The organism is Chondrinema litorale (genome assembly GCF_026250525.1).
In the GTDB taxonomy this organism is placed as follows: Bacteria; Bacteroidota; Bacteroidia; order Cytophagales; family Flammeovirgaceae; genus Chondrinema; species Chondrinema litorale.
Map to the genome: position 1 here is coordinate 4,230,538 of NZ_CP111043.1, position 23,320 is coordinate 4,253,857.

Sequence of the window (23,320 nt, forward strand, 5' to 3'; positions counted from 1 at the left end):
CCATATGTTTTATAAGAGATTTTCTTTTCAGATAATAATTAGAATTGCTTTTCTCTTTTTAACACTGTTGGGTTTTACTATAATTTTCGGTAATAAAGACTTGTTCTTCAATCAAATTATCTTGGGGATAATTATTGTGGGGCAAGTCTTTGAGCTTTTAAATTATGTAAATCGAACCAATCGCGAATTACAAAAATTTCTAGATGCTATAAAGCACTCAGACTATACCGTAAATTTCACATCTAAAAAATTAGGCAATACTTTTCAAGGCCTAGATAAGGCTTACGAAAGTATAATCAATTCTTATAAGCAGGTTAAAATTGAAAGAGAAGCGCAGTTTCATTTTCTAGAAGTAATTGTTGCGCATATTGATGTGGGTATTATTTCAGTAAAAAACAATCATGAAATTGTACTGATAAATGATTCTGCCTGTCGCTTGCTTAAAGTGCCAAAACTAAAAAACTGGAAACACCTCAAACAAAAAAATCTACTGTTTGCAGAAACTGTAGAGTCAATTTTTGATGGTGGTAAAAAGCTGATTGAAATTGCAGGGAAAGGAGAAACTAGAAGTCTTTCTATTAATGTAACACCGATTTCTTTAATAGAAGAACCTTATGTGGTAATTACCTTGCAAGATATTAATACAGAAATAGAGCAAAAGGAGCTAGAAGCTTGGAATAAGTTAATTCGTATACTCACTCACGAAATTATGAACTCGCTTACTCCAGTTGCCTCATTAACCGAAACCATTTTAATGCTTTTAGAAAATGGGCAAGGTTCTATTAGGAAAAGTGATGAATTAGAAGATGAGCAAATTGAAGATATTCATTTTTCTCTCCAAACTATTTTAAGAAGGAGCGAAGGGATGTTGCACTTTGTAGAAGATTATAGAAAGCTAACCCGAATTCCAGTTCCTGAAAAAAGCATATTAAGTGTAGATGAAATTTTTGAGTCGGTAAGGCAATTGTTGCAAGTAGAACTCAACAGAAACAATGTGAAGTTACCAATAGAAGTAAGTGATGAAAATGCCGAGATTTTTGCTGATCAAAGACTAATCGAACAAATTTTAATTAACCTGATTAATAATGCCATTCACGCTACTGAAGAAGCAGAGAATCCGCAGGTTACACTTAAGTATTTTGAAAGGGAAAAAGAAAAGGTAATACAGGTAGTAGATAACGGTGCAGGTATAGACGAGGATAAGATGAGTAAAATTTTTATTCCTTTCTATTCTACCAAAAGTAATGGCTCTGGTATCGGTTTAAGCTTGTCTAGAAATATAATGAATCTCCACAATGGCACATTACAAGTGCACTCAGAGAAGGGAAAAGGTGCAGTTTTCTCATTAATTTTCAGGTAAAAAATCATTGTTTTTCATTATTTTAAAAAAGGCTTAAATGTTCACCATAACTTTAAAGTAATTGTTTAGCTCACAAAAAAATAATCTTTATATTTGGGCACGTAATAAAGACCAAAATTAAATAAAAAGATGAGTTTTATTCACAACATCCACGCGAGACAGATTTTCGATTCAAGAGGCAATCCTACAGTAGAAGTAGAAGTACATACTGACAATGGTAACATAGGACTTGCTGCTGTTCCTTCAGGAGCTTCAACTGGTGTACACGAAGCAGTTGAATTGAGAGACGGCGACAAATCAGCTTACATGGGCAAAGGTGTATTAAAAGCTGTAGCTAATGTAAATGAAATTATTGCTGAAGAATTGATAGGAATGCCTGTTTTCGAGCAGAATTACATTGATAAACTGCTTTTGGATCTAGACGGCACAGAAAATAAATCAAAATTAGGCGCAAACGCTATTTTAGGTGTTTCTCTAGCAGTTGCAAAAGCAGCAGCTTTAGAAGTTAACCTTCCATTATACAGATATGTAGGTGGAGTAAGTGCTAACACACTTCCTGTTCCTATGATGAATATCATCAATGGTGGTAGCCATGCTGATAACTCAATCGACTTTCAAGAGTTTATGATTCAGCCAATTGGTGCTGATACATTCTCTGGTGCTCTTAAAATGGGTACTGAAGTATTCCACAACTTAAAAAGCGTATTGAGCTCTAAAGGAATGTCAACTAACGTAGGTGACGAAGGTGGTTTTGCTCCAAACTTAGGTTCAAATGACGAAGCTATCGAAGTTATCCTTCAGGCAATCGAAAAAGCAGGTTACAAGCCAGGTGAAGATGTGCTTATCGCTCTTGACGTAGCTAGCTCTGAGTTCTACTTGAAAGATGAAAAAGCATACCACTTCCACAAATCTTCAGGAGAGAAATTGTCTTCTTCTGAAATGGCTGGTTACTTAAAAGAAATGACTGATAAATACCCTATCATGTCTATCGAAGATGGTATGGACGAAGACGATTGGGCTGGTTGGAAAGCACTTACTGAAGCAGTTGGAAATAAAGTTCAGTTAGTAGGTGATGATTTGTTTGTAACTAATGTAAAAAGATTACAAAAAGGTATCGACGAATCTATTGCTAACTCAATCCTTATCAAAGTTAACCAAATCGGTACTCTTACTGAGACAATTAGTGCAATTAACCTTGCAAAAACTAATTCTTACACTTGTGTAATGTCTCACAGATCTGGTGAAACTGAAGATAACACAATCGCTGACCTTGCAGTAGCATTAAACACTGGCCAGATCAAAACTGGTTCTGCTTCAAGATCAGACAGAATGGCAAAATACAATCAGTTAATTAGAATAGAAGAGCAGTTAGGAGAAGTTGCTTACTTCCCAGGAACTAAAATCTATAAATAATAACTAGATTGAAAATTATATGAGCCACAGTGCATTTGCACTGTGGCTTTTTTTATGTTTCCTAATTATTAACGGAAGCCTCTACAAAGCTTCATTCTTTCATATATGGTTCCCAATGGCCTGAAAAAGGCAATTATTTGTTAATTGTTCCTTAAACATTTACTTAAAACAGTCTTCTATATTTGATTTTATGTATTGCTAAAATCATCGGGTATGAAGCTCCAGAAAAGAAAAGTAGATGTAGTGGTGCTTTCAGATGTACATTTGGGTACTTATGGATGCAAGGCAAAAGAACTGTTACAGTACTTAAAAAGTATTGATCCGGGCAAACTTGTGTTAAACGGAGATATAATTGATATCTGGCAGTTCAAAAAAAATTACTGGCCAAAATCTCATATGCTTGTAATAAAGCATATTACCACTCTGCTTACTCAGGGAGTGCCTGTGCATTATATAACAGGCAACCACGATGAAATGATGCGTAAGTTTGCAGGTTTGCAAATGGGTAACCTAAGCATCCAAAACAAGCTGATACTAGATATTAAAAAAGATAAAGCGTGGGTGTTTCATGGCGATGTGTTTGATGTATCCATGCAACACTCAAAATGGATAGCCAAACTAGGAGCAATCGGCTACGATTTTCTTATATTATTTAACAGACTCGTTAATTTTTTCTGGGAACAGATATTAGGAAAGAGTAAAGTTTCACTGTCTAAAAAGATTAAAGACAGTGTAAAAAGAGCTGTTAAATACCTCAACGATTTTGAATTAACTGCCGCAGAAATTGCCATAGACAATCATTACAAATATGTAATCTGTGGACATGTTCATAAACCAGAAATCAGGAATATTCAAACCGAGAAAGGTACAGTTACTTATCTCAATTCTGGCGATTGGGTGGAGAATATGAGCGCTTTGGAGTATAACAAAGGTGAGTGGGAGCTTTACCGATATACAGAAGACGAATTAATGAAAATAAATGCTTCTTATACTGAAGATGAGAGCATCTTACCCGATAAACAAGAATTATTTAAGAATCTAATGAAAGAACTGACTTTTGTTGTTTGATTTATCAGTTTTATACCATTTATGAAGATTTTGTATGCAGTTCAGGGAACTGGAAATGGACATTTAAGCAGGGCTAGAGATATTATACCTGAATTACTAAAGAAAGGTGAGGTTGATATACTGGTGAGTGGCACTCAGGCAGAAGTAAAATTACCTTACGAGATAAAATATAAGATGCATGGTCTTGGATTTACCTTTGGCAAAAAGGGAGGTATAGACTTTATGCAAACATTTAACGATTTTAGTGTTTTTAAACTGGCTAAAGAAGTTCGTAAGGTGCCTGTACATGACTACGATGTAATTATAAATGATTTTGAGCCAGTAACTGCTTGGGCTTCTTATTTCAGTAAAACACCATGTATTGCTTTGAGCCATCAGAGTGCGATATTATCTGCTAATTCGCCGAAGCCAGATGATGAAGACATGCTTGGCAAATTAATTTTAAAGTACTATGCCCCAACCAAAACAAAATATGGTTTCCATTTCGATAAATTCGATAACAACATAACTACGCCTGTAATTAGACAGGAAATAAGAACTCAAACCCCAACCAATAAAAACCATTATACAGTTTATCTACCTGCTTTCGATGATGAATATATCGTAAAAAAGCTAAAGAAAATAAAAGACATTGAATGGCATATATTTTCTAAGCATAATAAATATGCATACCGTCAAGATAACCTGTACGTGCAACCAATAGACAATGAGAAGTTTATTGAAAGCCTCATCTCATGTAAAGGAATTTTATGTGGAGCAGGATTCGAAACACCTGCCGAAGCACTTTACCTTGAAAAAAAATTGATGGTTTTACCCATGAAAAAGCAATATGAACAACATTGTAACGCTGCTGCATTAGCTAAAATGGGTATTCCAGTAATTAATTCTTTAAAGAAAAAAAGTTTGAAAAAGGTGGAAGATTGGGTGCAGAGTGGTTGCGTGTTAAAAGTGGATTATCCTAATGTAACTGCCGACCTCATCACCGAAATTTTTGACAAACATTTACTTAGCGCATCTAAATAACCAATAACTATCAGCAATGTTGAGAGATAATTCTCAGTTACTCGATTTTATCCGAGAAAGGATAAGTGAGTTTGATTTGATTGAACCAAGAAGAAAACAAACATTGGGTTTAATCTCAGAACTTATTTTACCAGCAGCACTAGCTGGAAGAAATATTTCTTTCTTATTCGTTTGTTCTGATAATTCTATAAGAACACAGTTGTGTCATATATGGATTAAAGCAGCAGCGCAGTATTTTAGCATTCAGAATCTTCGTTTTTATTCTGGAGGTGTATCAGTTAAAGGTATACCACAGCCGTTGATTAATACGCTTAAAACCGCTGGGTTTAAGGTTAAAGTTTTAACTAAAACAAGTAATCCTCACTTGGCTATTAAAATAAGTAAAGAGCAGAATTTGGGTGTGTTTTATTCTAAATACATCAATGTAAAAGAAAATCCCAAAGAAAATTTTTGTGCTATTATTACCTGTCAAGATGTTGAGCGAGAGCTAAACCTCAATATGCGAACATATCTTAAAGTTACTATCCCATACGATTCTCTAGAAGGTTTACCAGAAGCGAATGAGCAGAAAGCTTACGATTTGCTCTCAAAGAAAATTGCTCGAGAAATGCTCTATATAATGACTACAGCCCATGAGATATTACTTGAAACTTTAGATGAAGAAGAATAAAGGCGAGGCAGTTATTTTATTTCTACTAGTTATCAATATCTTATTTATCTGGTGGAATATTAATTGGTTATACATAGCATTTTTCTTTTTTATCAATGTGGTATTTAATCTCTTCTTTGTATTCTATTTAGCAATAGAATAAGAAGAATATTAGAAAAGATGTAAGCAGGAAAATTATTTATAATTTTGGTGGAAATTAAATGCTCAATTGAATTATATGCTAAAAAAGGGGAGTTGCTTATATCAGGAGTTTTATTGTGAAGAGAATATCTGGCATTTATGTCAGCAAAAGGAGTTACAAAACCTCAACAGCAAAGTAATTTTTCTGTTACCACTTTACCAATACATTGCAGTTTGGCAAAGTAGATTGGCTAAAAAGAATATGCCGATCTTATGGGATTATCATGTAATTCTTTTTGTTGAAGAAGAAAATAGCATTTGGCATGTATACGATTTCGACACAGTACTTCCATTTAAAAGTAAAGCTGAAGACTATTTTAATGTGTCATTTTCTGAATGGTATCCAGATTTTTTGCCATTTGTAAAGCTGATAGATCGTAAGGAGTATGTTAGCCATTTTCACTCAGATCGATCTCATATGGTAGACGAGTTTGGTAATTGGGAAGCTCCACCACCCGAGTGGCAAACTATTATAAATGAAGAAGGAGTACCACTTGCCGACATACTTAATCTGGAAAACCAAACAATCGGTAAATGTTACTCCTTTGCTGAGTTTAAAACTCGATTCAAATTATAAATTAGCTGTTTTCTACAGCTTCTTTACCAGCTTCCATTACTGCATATTCTTCCAATGAATTAAATTTTTCGGCTGGTAGGTTTTCTTTGGCTACACCACAATTAGGGGGGCGAAAAGATTTTTCTGTACTCCACCATTCTTTGGCATATTCTTTCGACTGTTCTTTATCTACATCAAACATTTTAACATAGGTATCAGAAACTATCCAAGGTTCTTCTTTACCAGCATATTTATTAAAAATCATTTGCCTTATACTTCTAGCAGAAGGGTCTTGATTTTCGAAATGAGAAATGGTATATGATTTAGTTTCTGGTTGGAGCATCATCATATCCCAGAAAGATTTGGAATCTATAATCTGTGCGGAAGTTAACAAATAGCCTTCCCCAAATTCTAACATCGTATCAGAGATGTCACACTTGGCTGAAGCCGGTTTTTGTTTTTTCTTCCCAAATATATTGTTCAAAAAGCCCATCAATCTAAATTTTAATAAAACGATATACTAATGTATTCTGTGAAATTGAATATAGATAGTTAATTTTTATAAGTGGTTGGTTAAGGAAAGCACTGGCGGTAAAAAAATCGACACGATTGGAAAGTGCTTTAATTAGTAACTTTTCATGTTTAAAGACGCGATCACTAGCGGAGAAGTTGCCTATTTGTGGAAAAATAAACTGTTTGTTACATGAGAGGTAATATTTGGATATATTTATGGAGAATCGATATAAGTTGAGTTAATTACCCCTAAACAAATGAACTATCAAATCGTAGTTTTCTTAAACAAGAAAGCGTCTACCTGCGCAATTATTTTAGTGCTAATCACTTTTGCAATAAGTTGTAACACTCCGCAGCAGATTAAAACTAAAAAGCCAAATATACTTTTTGTTTCTATTGATGATTTAAGACCTGCTTTAGGAGCTTATGAAGACCCTATAGCGATCACACCAAATCTCGATCAGTTTGCCAGTGAGGGGATGACTTTTAGACAAACCTTTTGCCAGTCAGCAGTTTGTGCGCCATCCAGAGCAAGTTTAATGACTGGGCTGAGGCCAGATTCAACCAGAGTTTGGCATTTGGGTGACAAGTTCCGAGAGATAAACCCTGAAACCGTAACCATGCCTCAGCACTTTGCCAAGTTTGGTTATCATACAGTAAACATCGGGAAGATATTTCATAATTACATGCCTGATTCTGTATCGTGGGATGAGCCAGATTTAAGACCTACTCAGTTTGTAAAACCAGAATGGATTGGCAGAGATGGGGAGACTTTTTACATCAGTGAAGAAGTAAATCAGTCTCAAGAAATAAAAAGAGATTCATTGTTAAAGTTAAAACCTGTAAGATATGCTGATGGATGGAATACAGGTCCTGTTTGGGAAGCTGCTGATGTGCATGATTCATTGTATTACGATGGAGCTCAAACAGAATTAGCTAAAAGAACACTGTCTAGATTGGCTAAGATGGATGAACCATTCTACATGGGACTGGGCTTTTTTAGGCCACACTTGCCATTTGCTGTGCCTAAAAAGTATTGGGATTTATATAACCGAGATAAAATCCCATGAGCTGCTAACCCGAATATACCAGAAGGTGCGCCATTACATACTATGAATTCAATGTATGAGCTCAGGCATTACGATGGCTTTGGGCATATTGGTCATCCTACATCTAATTATAGAATGAGTGAAGATACAGTTCGTATTTTACGACATGGATACTATGCTAGTGTAAGTTATGTAGATGCTTTGTTTGGCGAGTTGGTTAGTCATTTAAAGGAACTGGGTATTTATGAGAACACCATCATTATTGTTTGGGGCGATCATGGTTGGAAGTTAGGGGACCATAACAGTTGGGGTAAAATGACTAATTATAATATCGATTTAAAAGTACCTATGATGATAAGGTATCCGGAACAACAACAGAGAGGTGCTCATACTTTTGCTATTACAGAATTGGTCGATATGTTTCCATCTTTATGTGAATTAGCCGGAATAGAAGTGCCAACTTATATGCAAGGTACTAGTTTTGTGCCTTTGTTAAATAACCCGGAATTGCCTTGGAAAACCGCTGCATTTAGCCAGTTTCATCGTAGGCCAAGGGTTTCAGCAGATGGCAAACGATATATGGGTTATTCTATCAATACAGATGAGTTTCATTATATTGAGTGGTATGGTTGGGATCATAAAACGGGAATTAGGGGAGAGTATACAACTGCCGAATTATACGATAGACAAAACGATCCTTTTGAAACAGTGAATATTGCTGAAAATGAAGCATATAATGAAGTGGTAGAAGACTTATCTAAACAACTAGCTGCTGGTTGGAAAAAGGCAATACCAGAAAGTTGAAATGTGATTACTTGAATTTAAAGTAGAATTAAAACAATGATAAAGTATTTGTTGAATGTCTGCATAATTACATTTTATTCCTATACAACTCAAGCTCAACAACTGACTGATTGTGAGCTAGATTCTATTGATGGTATGGAGGTGATGTTAATTGTTGAAGAATCTCCTGAGTATGAAGGTGGATACTCTCAGTTTTATAAAGATTTAAAGTTACCTTCTCATCCTGCAATACTATATTTTTCTTTTGTCATTGATGCTGAAGGGAATATCAGAAATTTCTGTTCATCAGCAGAAATTGAAAATTTGGAAGAGCTAATAGAAAATATTAATCGCTGGAAAGCAGGTAAGCAAAGAGGTAAAAAAGTACCTGTTCGACTTACCGGACCAATGCATATCAAGTGGGGCTGATATTTTGAGCTTGAAATTCATAAAATGTTATGTTTTATAAGCTTAATAGTAATAATTAAATCTGTTATCATAGTCAAATCAGATTAACATATCCCATAGATTAGAATCGCCAAACTGTAGACAAAAATCGACTCCTCACATATTTAAGACATTAAAATTCTTAGGAGATGAGTATATTTATGGATATCGATCTAATTTAGTAGAATTTTAAAACTCTAAGATTTACGATTACTTACATTTTACGATAAATATGAATAAGAGAAAACTATCGATTGTTGGTGGTGCGCTAGTTATAATTGCGTCTATCTTCTTTGCAATGAAAATAGCAACTCCAGAAGAGCAAACGGCGAGAAAGCAAGTAGTTTCTGACCTAAAACTTGTACGAACATCTTTGGTGAAAAATCAAGATGTAAACTCTTCAGTAGCGGTAACGGGGAAACTAGAAGCCAAAAACAAAATAGAAATTTATGCTGAGGTTTCTGGTGTAATGTTAGAAGCCAGTAAAGAATTTAAACCCGGTAATTATTACAGAAAAGGCGAGGTGCTTGTAAAATTAGATGATTCTGAAGCCAGACTTGATATGCTCGCTCAAAAAAGCAATGTATTAAATCAAATAACACTCATCTTACCCGAAATTAAAATCGATTACTCTCAAAGTGCAAGTGAGTGGTTAGAGTATGTAGAAAGCTTTGATGTAAACAAGCCACTTCCAGAACTACCAGAGCCAAAAAACGATCAGGAAAAGTACTTTTTTGCGGCTCAGAATGTATACAACCTTTATTACACTATTAAAAGTGCAGAGTCTCGTTTAGCAAAATATACTATTTACGCACCATATGATGGAGTGATTACAGAAGCAGCTATAACACCGGGTACATTGGTACGAACAGGTCAGTTGTTAGGTGAGTTTATTAATCCGAATGTGTATGAGATGGAAGTAGCTATAAGCTTAAATGAAAGTGAATTTGTAAAAGTTGGGGATGATGTTCAGTTACAATCTGCTGATGTAAATGGAGATTGGAACGGAAAAGTAATAAGAGTAGGAAATAAAATTGATCCAAATACTCAGACTTTAAAGGCTTATGTACAAGCTTCTGGTAAAGGCCTAAAAGAAGGAATGTATTTGAAAGGTAGAATTAATGCAGATATTATAAACGATGCATTAGAGGTGCCGAGAAAGCTCTTAATGAACGATAGAGAATTGTATGTGGTAAAAGATTCTATGTTGGTTTCTAAAACAGTTGAAATTGTAAAACTTAACGACGAAACTGTAATTGTACGTGGTTTGGAAGATGGTACTGAGATCATTCGTGAAAACCTAACAGGAGCTTATGATGGAATGAAGGTTAAAACCTACAACTAGTTGCTCAAAATTTTTCTCCTAATTCCAATCAGATACCGAATATGAAATCAATTATAAAATATTTTATAAAGTACCCAATAGCCGGAAATGCCTTACTGGCTGTTACATTTATTTTTGGGTGGTTTAGTTTAACAAGCCTGCGATCTGCTTTCTTTCCTGAGTCTGAAAGTACTATAATAAATATTAGGGTAACTTATCCAGGATCTTCTCCAGAAGAAATTGAAGAGGGAGTAGTTTTAAAGATTGAAGATAACCTGAAAGGGCTTACGGGTATCAAAGAAATTTCATCTGTGTCACAAGAGAACGCTGGCTCAGTAACCGTAGAGATAGAAGATGCTTTTGATATAGATTTGATTTTGCAGGATGTGAAAAATGCTGTAGATCAAATTAGCTCTTTCCCAGATGGTATGGAACCTCCTTCCGTATATAAACAGGAAAACTTGAATATAGCCTGTACATTCACTTTGAGTGGTGATGCAGATCTGCGAACGCTTAAAGCTTATGGCAGGCAAGTAGAAAACGATCTTAGAGGCATTCCCGGAATTTCTAAAGTTGAGTTGGCGGGTTTCCCAGACGAAGAAATTGAAATTAGTTTGCGAGAAGATGATCTAAGAAGTTATCAACTTACATTTGACCAAGTAACCCAAGCGGTAAGAAGTGCTAATCTTGAAATTACTGGTGGTACTATAAAAGGAGAAAGAGAGGAGTTGCAAATTCGTTCGCGCTCGAAGGAATACTATGCTGATAACCTTAAAGATATCATTGTAAAAGCTTCTGATGATGGTACGATTATCAGGTTAAAAGATGTGGCTGATGTAGAAGATAAGTGGGCAGATACACCTAATAGAAGCTACATGAATGGTAATACAGCAGTTACTGTTATAGTTAATTATACCATTGAAGAGGATATCATTTATATTTCTGATAGAGTAAATGAATATATAGAAGAGTTTAACCAGAAGAATAATTATATAACAGCGACTATGATTAGAGATGGTGCTGTAGTGGTTAATCAAAGAATAGATCTTTTGGTAGAAAATGGCATTGTAGGTTCGTTTCTAGTTCTAGTTTTTCTTGCTTTATTTCTCAAATTTAGGTTAGCATTTTGGGTAGCATTAGGTATTCCCGTATCATTTTTTGGAATGTTTATTCTTGCTAGTCTATATGGTATATCCATCAATATTTCTTCTCTCTTCGGGATGATAATCGTTGTAGGTATTCTTGTAGATGATGGAATTGTAATATCAGAAAATATCTATCAACATTATGAGAAAGGCAAGCCTCCAATTAAAGCGGCTATAGATGGTACAATGGAAGTGGTGCCAGCTGTTTTTTCAGCGATTATAACTACTGTTTTAGCTTTTTCAATATTCTTCTTTTTAGAGGGGAGAATCGGTGATTTTGCCAACAATATCGCCTTCGTGGTAATTGTAACCTTATCTTTTTCATTAATAGAAGGTTTCTTTATTTTACCAGGGCACGTTGCACATTCTAATTCTTTAAAAAGAGGAGAAAAAGATGGTGTTGTAGAGAGAAAGATGGCTAATTTCATGGACTGGATGAAAAATAAGCTTTATGCCCCAGTTTTAAGATTCTGTATCAACAATCATACAATGGGACTGGCTATTCCATTATCATTCCTCATATTGAGTTTAGCTGCTGTAGCAGGTGGAATTGTAAAAACAACCTTCTTTGCGCCACTAGAATTTGACGTAATTTCAATTGAACTTACCATGCCTTCTGGTACTAGTAGTGCCGTAACATCGGAATGGTTAGACAAAATAGAAAAGGCAGTTTTTGAGGTAAATGATGAATTTTCTGAGGGAAGAGAAGATAGTTTAGAAATTATCAAATTTGTAGATAAAAGAGTTGGTCCTAGTATTAATACAGGTTCAATTAATATTAGTCTTTTAGATGCCGAAACTAGAAATGTACCAAGTTACTTGATAACGAATGCAATTCGCGAAAGAACAGGGCCTATCCCTGAAGCTGATAAAGTATCTTATGGCACGCGAAGTATTTTTGGTAAACCTGTTTCAATTTCTCTATTAGGCAACAATTTGGAGGAGTTAAATGCTGCCAAAGAAGAGTTGAAGCTAGCACTAAGCGATATGCCAGAATTAAAAGATGTGGTTGATAGTGATCAGGAAGGTTTACGAGAGATAGATATTAAGCTCAAAGAAAAGGCACATTTGCTTGGTTTAACTTTACAGCAAGTAGTAAACCAAGTTAGATATGGTTTTTTTGGTAGCGAAGTACAAAGATTACAACGTGGACTAGATGAAGTAAAAGTTTGGGTAAGGTATAAAGAGACTGATAGAAGATCGGTAGGTAATCTGGAAGATATGCGAATTAGAACTGATTCTGGTCAAGAGTTTCCTTTGAGAGAGATTGCTTTTTTTGAGGTGCAAAGAGGTTTAATTGCTATTAATCACTTAAATGGCAAAAGGGAGATCAATGTAGAAGCAGATTTGGCAGACCCAAATACTTCCGCTACAGACATGATGTCGATTGTGAGTAACCAGATTCTACCACCAGTGCTTAGTAAGTATCCAACAGTTGCTTTCGAGTATGGAGGGCAGACGAAAGCTGCAAGTAGAACTGCGAGTTCGGGTTCAAAAGTAGTTTTTGTAGTATTAATCCTCATTTTTGTAGTAATTTCACTTACATTTAGATCAGCAGTACAAGCGCTTAATGTAATAATTACAGTGCCATTTGGTGTAATTGGTGTGGTTTGGGGACATTTTATTCACGGAGCTCCAATTAGCTTTTTATCGGCTTATGGTATTTTGGCATTAATTGGTATTATGGTTAATGATTCACTCGTACTAGTGGGGGCATTTAACAATTTACTAAAAGAAGGCTATGCCTTTAAAGATGCATTGTTTGAAGCTGGTTTATCTCGTTTTAGACCAATTGTTTTAACCTCTGTAACTACCATTGCTGGATTAGGTCCACTTATACTTGAAACAAGTTTTCAGGCTAAATTCTTAATCCCAATGGCTATTTCTGTAGCTTATGGCTTGGGAGTTGCAACATTCCTCACTTTGCTTACTTTACCAGTTCTTTTAGCTTCAATGAACGCATTAAAAGTACATTTATACTGGTTGTGGGAAGGTAAGAAGCCTACACCAGAAGAGATGGAACCAGCAGTTCAAGAATTAAAAGCCGAGATTCCTCAATAAAAATTATAATTTAAAAGAAACGGGATGCTATTAAATAGACATCCCGTTTTTTTATATAGTCATGGAAAAAAGCTTCGTGGTTGGTTTTTTACGCCAAAGTTTTACGTCGAAAGCCATACAAATATTTCTAATAAAGGCTTTGCCTTCTTTGGTTACTTTTAGGTTTTTGCCATTCAATTCTATTAATTCATCTTTTTCATAAGTCGCTAATCGACTTAAAATATCGATTTCGCATTCACCAAATTCTCCTGCTTGCCATTTGGTTTCTAATTGACACATTAGATTTAATATGTGTTGGCGGACAATTAAATCTTCATCGGATAATATATGGCCTCTAAAAACAGGGATTCTATTTTCTTTAATTGCTTGATAATAGTCTTCTAGTTTTTTTTCATTTTGAGAAAATCCAGTCCATGAATCGCTTATAGAAGAAACTCCTAATCCAATCATCATTTGAGTTTTGGAATCAGAATAACCCATAAAGTTTCTGTGTAAAGTCTTATTCTGAAGTGCACTCCATAAACTGTCATGTTCTAAGGCAAAATGATCCATTCCTATTTCAAGATATCCATTTTCTTTTAAGAGGCTTTTTCCGGTCTCGTAAAGCTCTTGTTTTAGTTGAGGTGAGGGTAGGTCTTCTTCTGTAAATTTACGTTGCCCTAGACCTTTAATCCAAGGTACATGAGCATAACTGTAATATGCGATTCTATCTGGTTTTAATTGATTCACCAAATCCATCGTATTAATTACACTACTCAGTTTTTGCTGAGGCAGTCCATAGATTATATCAAAGTTTACAGATGTGTATCCAATTTCTCTGGCTTGTTCAGTAACTCTTTTAACATTTTCGAATGATTGAATCCTATTGATTAATGTTTGGACATAAGGATCAAAATCTTGTATGCCATAGCTTACTCTTCTAAATCCTAATTCGTAAAGCTTTTTTAAGTGTTCTAAGGTTGTGTTATTTGGATGGCCTTCGAAACTAAAGTAAGAGTCGTTATCAAACTTTTCAGCCCTTTTGAATATGCCATCTATAAGTATTTTTAGGTTTTCTGGAGAGAAGAATGTCGGTGTGCCACCGCCCAAATGTATTTCTTTAATTTTTGGTTTTTTATGAAAGTAGTTGCAGTATAATTCCCATTCTTTTAAAACAGAATTTATATAAACACTTTCTACTAAGTGGTTTTTCGTAATTCTTTTATTACAGCCGCAAAATGTACACATGCTTTCACAAAATGGTAAATGTATGTATAGGCTGATCCCCTCAGTATCATTACTTTCTATAAAGGATTTTTGCACACAAGAAATCCATTTATTTCTAGTAAACTGACTTTCATCCCAGTAAGGCACAGTTGGATAACTAGTATACCTTGGTCCAGGTATGTTATACTTTTGAACGAGGTTTTGTAACATTTTATAATTTTCAGATAATTGAACTCTTCAAAGGTAAAGTGAGATTTAAATTTGATTTATGAGGTGAGTCAAAGTGAAAAATGATAAAAGTCAGTTTATGGTTATCGATTTAAAAAGTGATATAACTTAAGGAAGACTGTGGAGTTATATTTAAATTTTAGGGTAGGTACAAAAAAAAACTACTTCCACTTAGAAAAATGGAAGCAGTCCGAATAGAAGATAAATTTAACTGAAACTATAAACTTTAAAATCTTATGACCTAATGATAAACTGTTGTTATCAATATGATCAACCAAATGACAATACTAAGATAGCGGAGATTTTCCGACCTGTCAAATTTTGGAAAGTCTACAGGTGGTCCCACTATGTAATGAAAACTTTTAAAAATGTTAAAACAAAATTCAAAAAAATACATTTTGACCAATACCTTAATTAAGTGATATAATTTTATTCAGAATTAAATATCGAAATTGAAATAAAATTGATGTTATATTTCGATTAATTGCTTTGTTTCAAAATAATTAAATTTTTATTGGTTTTTTTTATCTCAAAACATAAAGAAACTTACATCAGTATTATACGTTTTCTTTAAGGAAGTAATTGAATATGATTTCCTGTGTTTTAGACTTGAATAATTAAAATACCTACTACTTTAAAAAGACAAATGAAAAACAATTTAACACTTCTATTACTGTTTTCTGCTCTCTTATTTTCTTGTTCTCCTAAAATTTCAGGAAGTAAAACTGTTTCAACTGACAAAAGCATGAGAACAAAATCTGAATTTGACATTTTATTATCACACATTACTAACAAGGAATTAAAACAAAGATTAGTAGATTTCAGAAATGATGGCATTGAAAGAACCTTAGATCTTACTACAGATAATCCTGAAAAAGTAATTAATGCAGCCGAATATTATTTAGGAACCAAGCACAAGATGGGAGGTTTAACAAAAAGAGGTATGGATTGTTCAGGACTTATAAAAGTAAGCTTTGCTCAATATGGTGGCGAACTACCACACAATTCTCATGAGCAAGGAAGGTATGGAAGAATTATAGCAAATAGGGGAGATTTGCAGCGTGGTGATTTAGTTTTCTTTATCAATACCTATAACTCTGCTAATCTAATTACGCATTCGGGGATCTACTTGGGCGATGGAAAATTTATCCATGCGTCGAGCAAGAAAGGGGTGAGTGTGGCTTCTGTAGATGACCCTTATTATTGGAAAGATAAATACATTTTTGGAACCAGAGTGTTTTAAATGCCTAATTAAAATAAGAAGGAAACCGGAAATTAATTCCGGTTTTTTTTATAATAAATCGTTAGCAAGGTTTGCCAATTCTGAGCGCTCACCTTTTTGAAGCTTAACATGAGCCACCAAAGGATGATTATGTAACCTGTCTATTAAATAGGATAGCCCATTACTTTGAGTATCAAGATATGGTGTATCTATCTGATAAATATCTCCAGTAAAAATAATCTTAGTGTTTTCTCCTGCTCGTGTGATAATAGTCTTAATCTCATGTGGAGTAAGGTTTTGAGCTTCATCCACAATGAAAAAGATATTAGAAAGACTTCGACCTCTTATATAAGCTAAAGGTGTAATAACCAGTTTTTCATTATCGAGCATCTCTGTAATTCGCTTAAACTCCTTATCAGTTTCTTTAAACTGATTTTTAATGAACTTAAGATTATCATACAGTGGCTCCATATATGGGTTTAGCTTAGACTTGATATCGCCCGGCAAAAAACCAATATCTTTATTGCTTAAAGGAACAATAGGTCTAGCTAAGTAGATTTGTTGGTAGCTTTTTCGCATCTCAATAGCTCCTGCCAAAGCAAGTAATGTTTTACCTGTACCAGCAACACCTTGTAAAGTTACTAATCTAATATTGTTGTTAAGCAAAGCATGAAGTGCAAAGACCTGTTCAGCATTTTTAGGTTTTATATTGTATGCATTGGTCTTATGTACTCTTTCTAATAGCTTTGTTTCTGGGTTGTAATAAGTAAGTGCTGAAGCACTGTTGTTTTTAATAATAAAGTACTTATTAGCTACAACAGTTACATCTATATTAAGCTCTTCTAAAGAACAGGAGCCATCTTTATAAATTTTATCAATAATTTCATTATCAACACCATCTATAAGCTCCATGCCCGAATATAGCTCATCAACATGAGTAACTTTGCCAGTTTCATAATCAGCAGCTATCAAATCAAGAGACTTTGCCTTAATTCTGAGGTTAATATCTTTACTAATTAATGTTACCGATCTGCTAGGGAATTCTTGCTTTAGTTTAATCGCCACATTTAAAATGCGATGATCAGCTTTATTAGCACCAAAAATTTCTCTTGCATCTGGTTGGCTTTCTTCGTCCATTATTACCTTCATCTTACCTTTTCCATTGCCTTTTTGAATGGGTATCCACTCATGCAATGTTTCACGGTCTGAGGCATTATCGAGAAACCGGGTAAATTCTCTGGCATTAAAGTTTAGCGTATCGTTGCCTTTTTTGAAATTATCCAGCTCTTCTAAAACAGATATGGGGATGGCTACATCGTTTTCTTCAAAGTTATTGATCGAAGCGTGGTCATAAAGAATAACTGAAGTGTCTAATACAAATATCTTAGGTTGCTTTTTTCTTCTTCCTGCCATAAAAGCTGGTATTTGTTAGATTATGTTTTGATAAAAAAATACCTGATTAAGTTAATAGTCAGGTGCTTGTGCTATCTAATTAAATCATTTGTATTATTTATTCCAATCTTTAGTGATTTTTTCTTGTTAATAGACTTTGGGTATTTATATGATGTGTGTATAAATAAAAAAAGGCTTCGGTAAGAATCACCGAAACCCTTTAATATCAGAAAATTTACTTACTTATTTTATATTTATTACAACCCTTCTGTTTTTAGGGTTAATGTCGTCTGTAGAGATTACAGGTAGAGATTTTCCATAACTCACTACAATTAATCTTTTCTCACTAATTCCTTTAGAAGATAGATAGTCTGCAACTTTTTCTGCTCTTCTTGCAGATAATAAGAAATTGTAATCTTTTGAACCAGTTGCATCTGTATGGCCAGCGATTTCTAAAGTAGTTGCAGGATTGTCCTTCAAGAACATGACGATTCTATCAAGGTTTTCGTAGTATTTTTCGTCAACTTCAATGTCGTTAATTTCAAAGAATACACTTACTTCTTCGAAAATTACATTATTAGGATCTGTCTCCTTCACCATTGGTCTGTTAAAAGTATTAGTCTCTTCAGTTCTTTTAACTACTGCTAATCCGCTTTCAACTGGAGGTGCATCACCAGAATTTCTTAGTAAAACATTGTTTTCATCATTAATAGCAAAATATCTCATAGCATTGCTATTACCATCTTTATCAGCATTCATCTGATTTTGTCCTAACAAGAAATTATACTCGTTTTTATTTTCATCTCTTAAAGACAAATTCACTTTAAGGTCATTGCTATAAATCTCTTGGTTGTCTTTATTGATTTTAACATCAAGGTCTTCATCAAAAGGAACAAATATTTGATATCTTCCGAAAACATCAGTGTACGTTTCAAAAGAATGTCCTTCGTGAGTCATAGTGATTAATGCTTCTGTAACAGGGTTACTTGCTTCATCTAAAACTTTACCTTCCAGTTTTACTTGATCAAACATATAAACACCATAGATATCTAAAGAACCTTCACCACCAGCTCTCGAAGATGATAAGTATGCGTATTTACCAGAAATGTTGAAATAAATGTCATCAGATACACTATTTATAGGATGACGCATATTTCTAGGCTGTTGCCATGTTTTATTTTTACTATCAAATTTGGTTTGGAAAACATCATAACCACCCATAGAATTATGTCCTTTTGAGCTGAAATAGAAGTTCCCTTTCTCATCGATATAAGGAGCATCGTCGTCGTAAGGAGTATTTAATTCTGTTAAAGGCTCAGGAGCAGTCCATTTTCCGTTTTCGTCTTTCTTGATGTAAAATAAATCCAAGTCTTCGTTTTGAGTTCCAAAGTCAGACGAGAAATAAATTATGCTTCCATTATCTGCAATAAAACAATGTGGTTCGTTACCAACAGAAGCAATTTCTTTGATTTTTGAACCTTCTTCCCATTCACCATCTTCATATTCTGAAATGTATAAATCACCTGCATTATAGAAAACTATTTTGTTTTCGCTTTTTATCAACTGAACAGTAGCATCATGACGTTTGCTGCTAACTTCAGTATCCATAACCACAGGAACTTGCCACTCATCATCATCATTCATAGTGGTTTTGTAAATCAACTCGTAGTTGTAACCATCTGCTGCTGTCTGGGTAATTTTTTGCTCTCTTCTAGAGGTAAAAAGAATTGTTCTGTGGTCGTTTTCCATTACAGCACTGTAATCTAAACCAGCAGAGTTTACTTTGTTTCCAAGATTTTTTACAACAATGCCTTTACGTGGAGCTGAGTAGCCACTATTTGCATTATTAATTGTGTTTCTTAGATAAGTTATATCTTCAATTGTATTACCATTAATATTTGCTTTGTCTAATGCAGAATTTGCATTTTCAAACCTTCTTTGTTTGAAGTAAGCATCTGCTAAAAGCATGAAATAAGAAGGGTCTTCTGTAGCATCTGTATTGTTTTGCAACGAAGTAAGGTATTGTAATGCTTTAGCAGAGTTATCTTCGTAAGTATTTAGATAACTACGGCTTGCATACAACTTAGCTTCAATGTTATTTGGCTGTGCTGTAATTACCTGCTCAAGGTATTCTGCTGCGGTTTTGAAATTTCCACTTTCATACTCTTGAATACCTTTCTTTAATAAAGTATTTGCATTTTGAGCGTATAGGCTGGAAACGCCAAATAAAAAAATAAGTAGCGCGAACCAATGACGATAGCGCTTCAATAAATGCTGTGATGAACAATAAGAAAGCATAATTAATTGTATAATTTAATTTTCAAAAAATTAGTCGAAGTGGTGATTGGAAAAAATTAAGTTTAAAAAGTTTGTGCTGTTTAGAAGGTACAATTGACCTTATAGCAATATTTTTTTTAACTACAGTTGGCCTTTTTTATTTCGTATTTGACAAAAACTATATTAAAAATTTACACCTTTTTATGCTCTGTAGGATTTTTGGAGAAAATAGCCCTACAAACGCAGGAGCTTATATGTAATAAAAATTTATAATTAAACTTTTTATGATTTTTCTAATAAAAAATTAGCATCAACGTTGCATGAAGAATATCATGTAGTAAAAGCTAAATTTTTTTCTAGCAAGTAATAAAAATGAAAATACAGCTTGAAGCTAGCCCCAGTAAGAAGTTAACTTTTTCCTATATAGTTGCATTATCTATTATGGGGATATTAGCTATTCTTTGCTTTTTTATTTTCCATTTTTCACTGAGTATAAAAGAATACGATAGCAGGTTTATAAGAATAGCTGGACAACAGGGAATGTTAAGTCAGACTTTAGTAAAAGAATCGCTTATTCTTCAAAATATTTATAACCAACCAAATTATAATACCAAGCTCCAAAGTTTTGAAAACAATTTTAGAGAGTTGTGGCGAATTCACGAAGGCTTAATTAAAGGAGATGAAGGCCTGAACTTACCCGGAAAGAAAAGTAAGGATGTTGAAAAATTACTAAATGCGGTAGAGTCTCATTTCCAAAAAATTAGAAGAGCTTGTGAAGATATTATCTCAACTTATGATTACGATATAGCTGAAAGAAAAATAATTCTGGATAAAAAAATAAATGTTCTTCTTGAGAATGAAGAATACTTTCAAGGGATTATGAATGAACTTTTGATTCAGTATGAACTTGAAGCACAGGTTAATCAAGCTATTCTTAAAAAAGTTGTTTTAGTTGTATTTGGAGCGAATATAATTGGTATATTTATTATTGGGCTTTTTGTATTTAGGCCAGTAGTAAAAAATATTGCTAAGATTTTTGAGAAAATAAATAAAGAGAAAGAATATCTTAGAAATCTCAATTCAGAATTGGCAGAAGCTCAAGATGAAGTATTAGAAAATTCTGATGAGTTACTTGAGCTTAACATGGTATTGATGAGCACAAAAGACAAGGTTGAAAGTGCCTTGAAAAACGAATATGCACTAAGACAAAAAACTGAAGCCGCCCATTTAAAATTAGAACAGGTTCATACAGACTTAGAATATAAAAATAAGCAGATCGAAGCTAGTATTAACTATGCCCAGAGAATTCAAGATTCGCTGTTGCCAAGAATAAGCGAATTGCCCAAAATGCTTGAAGATTCCTTTATTTTCTTTAGACCAAAAAATGTAGTTAGCGGAGATTTTTACTGGTATTTTCAGAAAGATTACAGGACAATAATTGCTGCTATTGACTGTATGGGGCATGGTGTACCAGGCGCTTTTATGTCTTTAATAGGGGAAAGGCTACTTTATGAAGCTGTTTATATTAAAGGACTTACAAAGGCGAGCGAGATTTTGAACGAACTTGATGTGATGTTTAAAAAGATTTTTAAGCATGATATTGATGTAAATGGTGATACATTAGATGTGGCGCTTTGTGTAATTGACAATCATCCGGAAAAATTGAAATTGTTTAATGCAAAGCCGAAGGTTGAATATGCAGGAGCGCGAAATCCATTAATTTTTATTCAAAATGAAGAAATTAATGAGATAAAAGGAGATAGAATTTCTATAGGTAGCAGAAACCGTAAAAACGAGCCTAATTTATTTACCAATCATGAGATTGAGCTGGATGATAATACAGGCTATTTTTATATTTATTCAGATGGTTTTCAAGATCAGTTTGGTGGTCCGGGTACAGTTGGTAAAAAGTTCACTAAGAAAAGACTTAAAGAATTATTCCTCAGTATACACAAACTTCCTTTTGAAGAGCAAAAAAGTATGCTTAATTCCGAATTAGAACAGTGGATGTACGAAGAAAATCCAAATCAGATTCAGATTGACGATATCTTAATTATTGGTTTTAAAATTAATTAGAAGCTGGATAGATTTGAGAAAAGTGCCTGTCAAATAAATTTTCTTCAATTTGCTTATTTATCATTCCCAGATTTTCATTAACCAATCTCTCATATTTTTCTTTTTGACAAGCGGCTGTTTTATAAGCACAAGATATAAATTGTCTTAAAGTAGGGTTATAATCCTTATTATCTGGATTATTGTCTAGAGCAGCTTTAAACTGCGCACCATTTAATTTATTAATTTCTTCTGGAGTCGGCAGTTTAGATTTATTGATATCTACCACTTTGTCATATGGAGTTACCAATTCAGAAAAATCTTCATAAGAAGTAATATAAATTTCCTTCACAAAATCGTATGCTTCTCCTTCTAGTTTTGCTAGATACATTATTGAGTCTAACCAGCCTATTCCAGAGGTTTTTATATGAATACCAGCATCAAATTTTTGGATAACGTCTTTGATAATCGGATAGATAGCAAATTTATCGCTACCGCTGTGTATGCTCAACTTAAGATTAGGGTTCAAGCTAAACTCATCAACTGCGAAATTTATCATTTTTAGATACATCTCTAGCTCTGCCTTAAACTTTTGTGTCTCCCCAGCATACTCAACATTTTTATTAAATCTCCCAATAAACTTTGGTGAGATTAATTGAAAATCGACATCGTAGTAGGCAAGAGCATTCAAAATAAAAAACAATTCTAACGGACTATGGGAGTAGTGAACTTCATCCATAGAAATTTCGGTAATGAAATTCTTGTGTCCTTTTCTTTTTTTTATGAGCTGATAAACTTCTCCTGCTTTTTGTGCAGCGAGTAGGTACATTCCTGCAAATGAAGTGATCATATTTTCAAATACTTGAAAAGTTTCACTCATACCAGGCACATTCATTCTACCAATATATTTCTGATTTGCTTTTATAAAACTGTCCATTTCGTCGTAATGAGCCAGTTTTCTGATGTATCCAGAAACATCAATTGTAAAATAATCGCAAGCATCTATAAACTCAGAAACATTATCATACTTGATGTGGTCTGCATCAATTAGGTATTGCTTGCACCAAGTATGTTTTAGCATTAGCTTGTCTACCTTTTCTTTTACTGTAGCGGCATCATCACCAACAAATGAATAGCCTCTAAAAGATTTATTCCAGACTGGAGTGATTTTTAAACCTGAATCATTGGCTTTTTTAAGCGCTTGTATAAATGCTTCACCATGGAGAGAAAACCTGTCACCAAAGCCAAATGAATATTTATCTAGCGAGATCATAGTTTATTTGCTGTTTATTAAGGAGAAGATAAAACTTATTACTATGATCATAAAAAAGTTAGCATAATCCAAACTAAG

The 23,320-nt window shown here is 33.9% G+C and carries 18 protein-coding genes; 13 read left to right on the forward strand and 5 right to left on the reverse strand.

What is annotated here, in order from left to right; all coding sequences use genetic code 11:
* Positions 1-4: 4 nt before the first annotated feature.
* The 6 genes from OQ292_RS17495 (at position 5) to OQ292_RS17520 (ending at position 6,291) form a co-directional block, all read left to right on the forward strand.
* The gene (locus OQ292_RS17495) at positions 5-1,360 is read left to right on the forward strand and encodes a sensor histidine kinase (RefSeq protein WP_284683435.1); all 1,356 of its coding nucleotides are present in this window, start codon (positions 5-7) and stop codon (positions 1,358-1,360) included.
* A 129-nt stretch (positions 1,361-1,489) separates the two neighbouring features.
* Positions 1,490-2,773, forward strand: coding sequence for a phosphopyruvate hydratase (gene eno / locus OQ292_RS17500; RefSeq protein WP_284683436.1), 1,284 nt, complete (start codon positions 1,490-1,492; stop codon positions 2,771-2,773).
* A gap of 213 nt (positions 2,774-2,986) precedes the next feature.
* Positions 2,987-3,841, forward strand: coding sequence for a UDP-2,3-diacylglucosamine diphosphatase (locus tag OQ292_RS17505; RefSeq protein WP_284683437.1), 855 nt, complete (start codon positions 2,987-2,989; stop codon positions 3,839-3,841).
* A gap of 21 nt (positions 3,842-3,862) precedes the next feature.
* A complete protein-coding gene (locus OQ292_RS17510) occupies positions 3,863-4,864 on the forward strand; it encodes a glycosyltransferase family protein (protein WP_284683438.1) in 1,002 nt (333 codons plus the stop codon).
* Positions 4,865-4,880: 16 nt separating this feature from the next.
* Complete coding sequence (locus OQ292_RS17515; RefSeq protein ID WP_284683439.1) at positions 4,881-5,534, forward strand: hypothetical protein; 654 nt, start codon at positions 4,881-4,883, stop codon at positions 5,532-5,534.
* A gap of 217 nt (positions 5,535-5,751) precedes the next feature.
* The gene (locus tag OQ292_RS17520) at positions 5,752-6,291 is read left to right on the forward strand and encodes a protein N-terminal glutamine amidohydrolase (protein ID WP_284683440.1); all 540 of its coding nucleotides are present in this window, start codon (positions 5,752-5,754) and stop codon (positions 6,289-6,291) included.
* Position 6,292: 1 nt separating this feature from the next.
* On the opposite strand, the gene OQ292_RS17525 is transcribed toward OQ292_RS17520, so the two are convergent.
* Positions 6,293-6,763, reverse strand: a complete 471-nt coding sequence (locus OQ292_RS17525; RefSeq protein WP_284683441.1) for a hypothetical protein — start codon at positions 6,761-6,763, stop codon at positions 6,293-6,295.
* 277 nt (positions 6,764-7,040) lie between these two features.
* On the opposite strand from OQ292_RS17525, the gene OQ292_RS17530 reads away from it, so the two are divergent.
* The 5 genes from OQ292_RS17530 to OQ292_RS17550 all read left to right on the forward strand — a co-directional run bounded on the left by OQ292_RS17530 (position 7,041) and on the right by OQ292_RS17550 (position 13,592).
* Positions 7,041-7,853 carry a sulfatase-like hydrolase/transferase gene (locus OQ292_RS17530; protein ID WP_284683442.1) on the forward strand — a complete coding sequence of 271 codons (813 nt, stop codon included), beginning with the start codon at positions 7,041-7,043 and terminating at the stop codon, positions 7,851-7,853.
* A gap of 42 nt (positions 7,854-7,895) precedes the next feature.
* Positions 7,896-8,636 carry a sulfatase/phosphatase domain-containing protein gene (locus OQ292_RS17535; RefSeq protein WP_284683443.1) on the forward strand — a complete coding sequence of 247 codons (741 nt, stop codon included), beginning with the start codon at positions 7,896-7,898 and terminating at the stop codon, positions 8,634-8,636.
* Positions 8,637-8,672: 36 nt separating this feature from the next.
* Positions 8,673-9,044 (forward strand): hypothetical protein, encoded by a 372-nt coding sequence (locus tag OQ292_RS17540; RefSeq protein ID WP_284683444.1) that lies wholly within the window; start codon positions 8,673-8,675, stop codon positions 9,042-9,044.
* A 250-nt stretch (positions 9,045-9,294) separates the two neighbouring features.
* Positions 9,295-10,407, forward strand: coding sequence for an efflux RND transporter periplasmic adaptor subunit (locus OQ292_RS17545; protein ID WP_284683445.1), 1,113 nt, complete (start codon positions 9,295-9,297; stop codon positions 10,405-10,407).
* Positions 10,408-10,448: 41 nt separating this feature from the next.
* Positions 10,449-13,592 carry an efflux RND transporter permease subunit gene (locus OQ292_RS17550; RefSeq protein WP_284683446.1) on the forward strand — a complete coding sequence of 1,048 codons (3,144 nt, stop codon included), beginning with the start codon at positions 10,449-10,451 and terminating at the stop codon, positions 13,590-13,592.
* Positions 13,593-13,643: 51 nt separating this feature from the next.
* Here the strand turns inward: OQ292_RS17550 and hemN are convergent, their stop codons facing one another.
* Positions 13,644-15,008 carry an oxygen-independent coproporphyrinogen III oxidase gene (hemN, locus tag OQ292_RS17555; RefSeq protein WP_284683447.1) on the reverse strand — a complete coding sequence of 455 codons (1,365 nt, stop codon included), beginning with the start codon at positions 15,006-15,008 and terminating at the stop codon, positions 13,644-13,646.
* Positions 15,009-15,771: 763 nt separating this feature from the next.
* Between hemN and OQ292_RS17560 the strand changes: the two genes are divergently transcribed.
* A complete protein-coding gene (locus tag OQ292_RS17560; protein WP_284683448.1) occupies positions 15,772-16,269 on the forward strand; it encodes a C40 family peptidase in 498 nt (165 codons plus the stop codon).
* A gap of 48 nt (positions 16,270-16,317) precedes the next feature.
* Here the strand turns inward: OQ292_RS17560 and OQ292_RS17565 are convergent, their stop codons facing one another.
* Positions 16,318-17,661 (reverse strand): PhoH family protein, encoded by a 1,344-nt coding sequence (locus OQ292_RS17565; protein ID WP_284683449.1) that lies wholly within the window; start codon positions 17,659-17,661, stop codon positions 16,318-16,320.
* A 222-nt stretch (positions 17,662-17,883) separates the two neighbouring features.
* The gene (locus OQ292_RS17570) at positions 17,884-19,908 is read right to left on the reverse strand and encodes an OmpA family protein (RefSeq protein WP_284683450.1); all 2,025 of its coding nucleotides are present in this window, start codon (positions 19,906-19,908) and stop codon (positions 17,884-17,886) included.
* Between the two features lie 381 nt (positions 19,909-20,289).
* Here OQ292_RS17570 and OQ292_RS17575 point away from each other — a divergent pair, with 381 nt between their 5' ends.
* On the forward strand, positions 20,290-21,993 hold the full coding sequence (locus tag OQ292_RS17575) for a SpoIIE family protein phosphatase (RefSeq protein WP_284683451.1): 1,704 nt from the start codon (positions 20,290-20,292) through the stop codon (positions 21,991-21,993).
* Here the strand turns inward: OQ292_RS17575 and OQ292_RS17580 are convergent.
* A complete protein-coding gene (locus OQ292_RS17580) occupies positions 21,986-23,242 on the reverse strand; it encodes a tagaturonate epimerase family protein (protein ID WP_284683452.1) in 1,257 nt (418 codons plus the stop codon). The two genes, OQ292_RS17575 and OQ292_RS17580, sit on opposite strands and share 8 nt — an antisense overlap.
* Between the last annotated feature and the right edge of the window lie 78 nt (positions 23,243-23,320).

Bases quoted from the DNA above. Each gene is read 5' to 3' on its own strand.
- OQ292_RS17495 (WP_284683435.1), top strand. From the start codon at position 5: ATGTTTTATAAGAGATTTTCTTTTCAGATAATAATTAGAATTGCTTTT.
- eno (WP_284683436.1), top strand. From the start codon at position 1,490: ATGAGTTTTATTCACAACATCCACGCGAGACAGATTTTCGATTCAAGA.
- OQ292_RS17505 (WP_284683437.1), top strand. From the start codon at position 2,987: ATGAAGCTCCAGAAAAGAAAAGTAGATGTAGTGGTGCTTTCAGATGTA.
- OQ292_RS17510 (WP_284683438.1), top strand. From the start codon at position 3,863: ATGAAGATTTTGTATGCAGTTCAGGGAACTGGAAATGGACATTTAAGC.
- OQ292_RS17515 (WP_284683439.1), top strand. From the start codon at position 4,881: ATGTTGAGAGATAATTCTCAGTTACTCGATTTTATCCGAGAAAGGATA.
- OQ292_RS17520 (WP_284683440.1), top strand. From the start codon at position 5,752: ATGCTAAAAAAGGGGAGTTGCTTATATCAGGAGTTTTATTGTGAAGAG.
- OQ292_RS17525 (WP_284683441.1), bottom strand. From the start codon at position 6,763: ATGGGCTTTTTGAACAATATATTTGGGAAGAAAAAACAAAAACCGGCT.
- OQ292_RS17530 (WP_284683442.1), top strand. From the start codon at position 7,041: ATGAACTATCAAATCGTAGTTTTCTTAAACAAGAAAGCGTCTACCTGC.
- OQ292_RS17535 (WP_284683443.1), top strand. From the start codon at position 7,896: ATGAATTCAATGTATGAGCTCAGGCATTACGATGGCTTTGGGCATATT.
- OQ292_RS17540 (WP_284683444.1), top strand. From the start codon at position 8,673: ATGATAAAGTATTTGTTGAATGTCTGCATAATTACATTTTATTCCTAT.
- OQ292_RS17545 (WP_284683445.1), top strand. From the start codon at position 9,295: ATGAATAAGAGAAAACTATCGATTGTTGGTGGTGCGCTAGTTATAATT.
- OQ292_RS17550 (WP_284683446.1), top strand. From the start codon at position 10,449: ATGAAATCAATTATAAAATATTTTATAAAGTACCCAATAGCCGGAAAT.
- hemN (WP_284683447.1), bottom strand. From the start codon at position 15,008: ATGTTACAAAACCTCGTTCAAAAGTATAACATACCTGGACCAAGGTAT.
- OQ292_RS17560 (WP_284683448.1), top strand. From the start codon at position 15,772: ATGAGAACAAAATCTGAATTTGACATTTTATTATCACACATTACTAAC.
- OQ292_RS17565 (WP_284683449.1), bottom strand. From the start codon at position 17,661: ATGGCAGGAAGAAGAAAAAAGCAACCTAAGATATTTGTATTAGACACT.
- OQ292_RS17575 (WP_284683451.1), top strand. From the start codon at position 20,290: ATGAAAATACAGCTTGAAGCTAGCCCCAGTAAGAAGTTAACTTTTTCC.
- OQ292_RS17580 (WP_284683452.1), bottom strand. From the start codon at position 23,242: ATGATCTCGCTAGATAAATATTCATTTGGCTTTGGTGACAGGTTTTCT.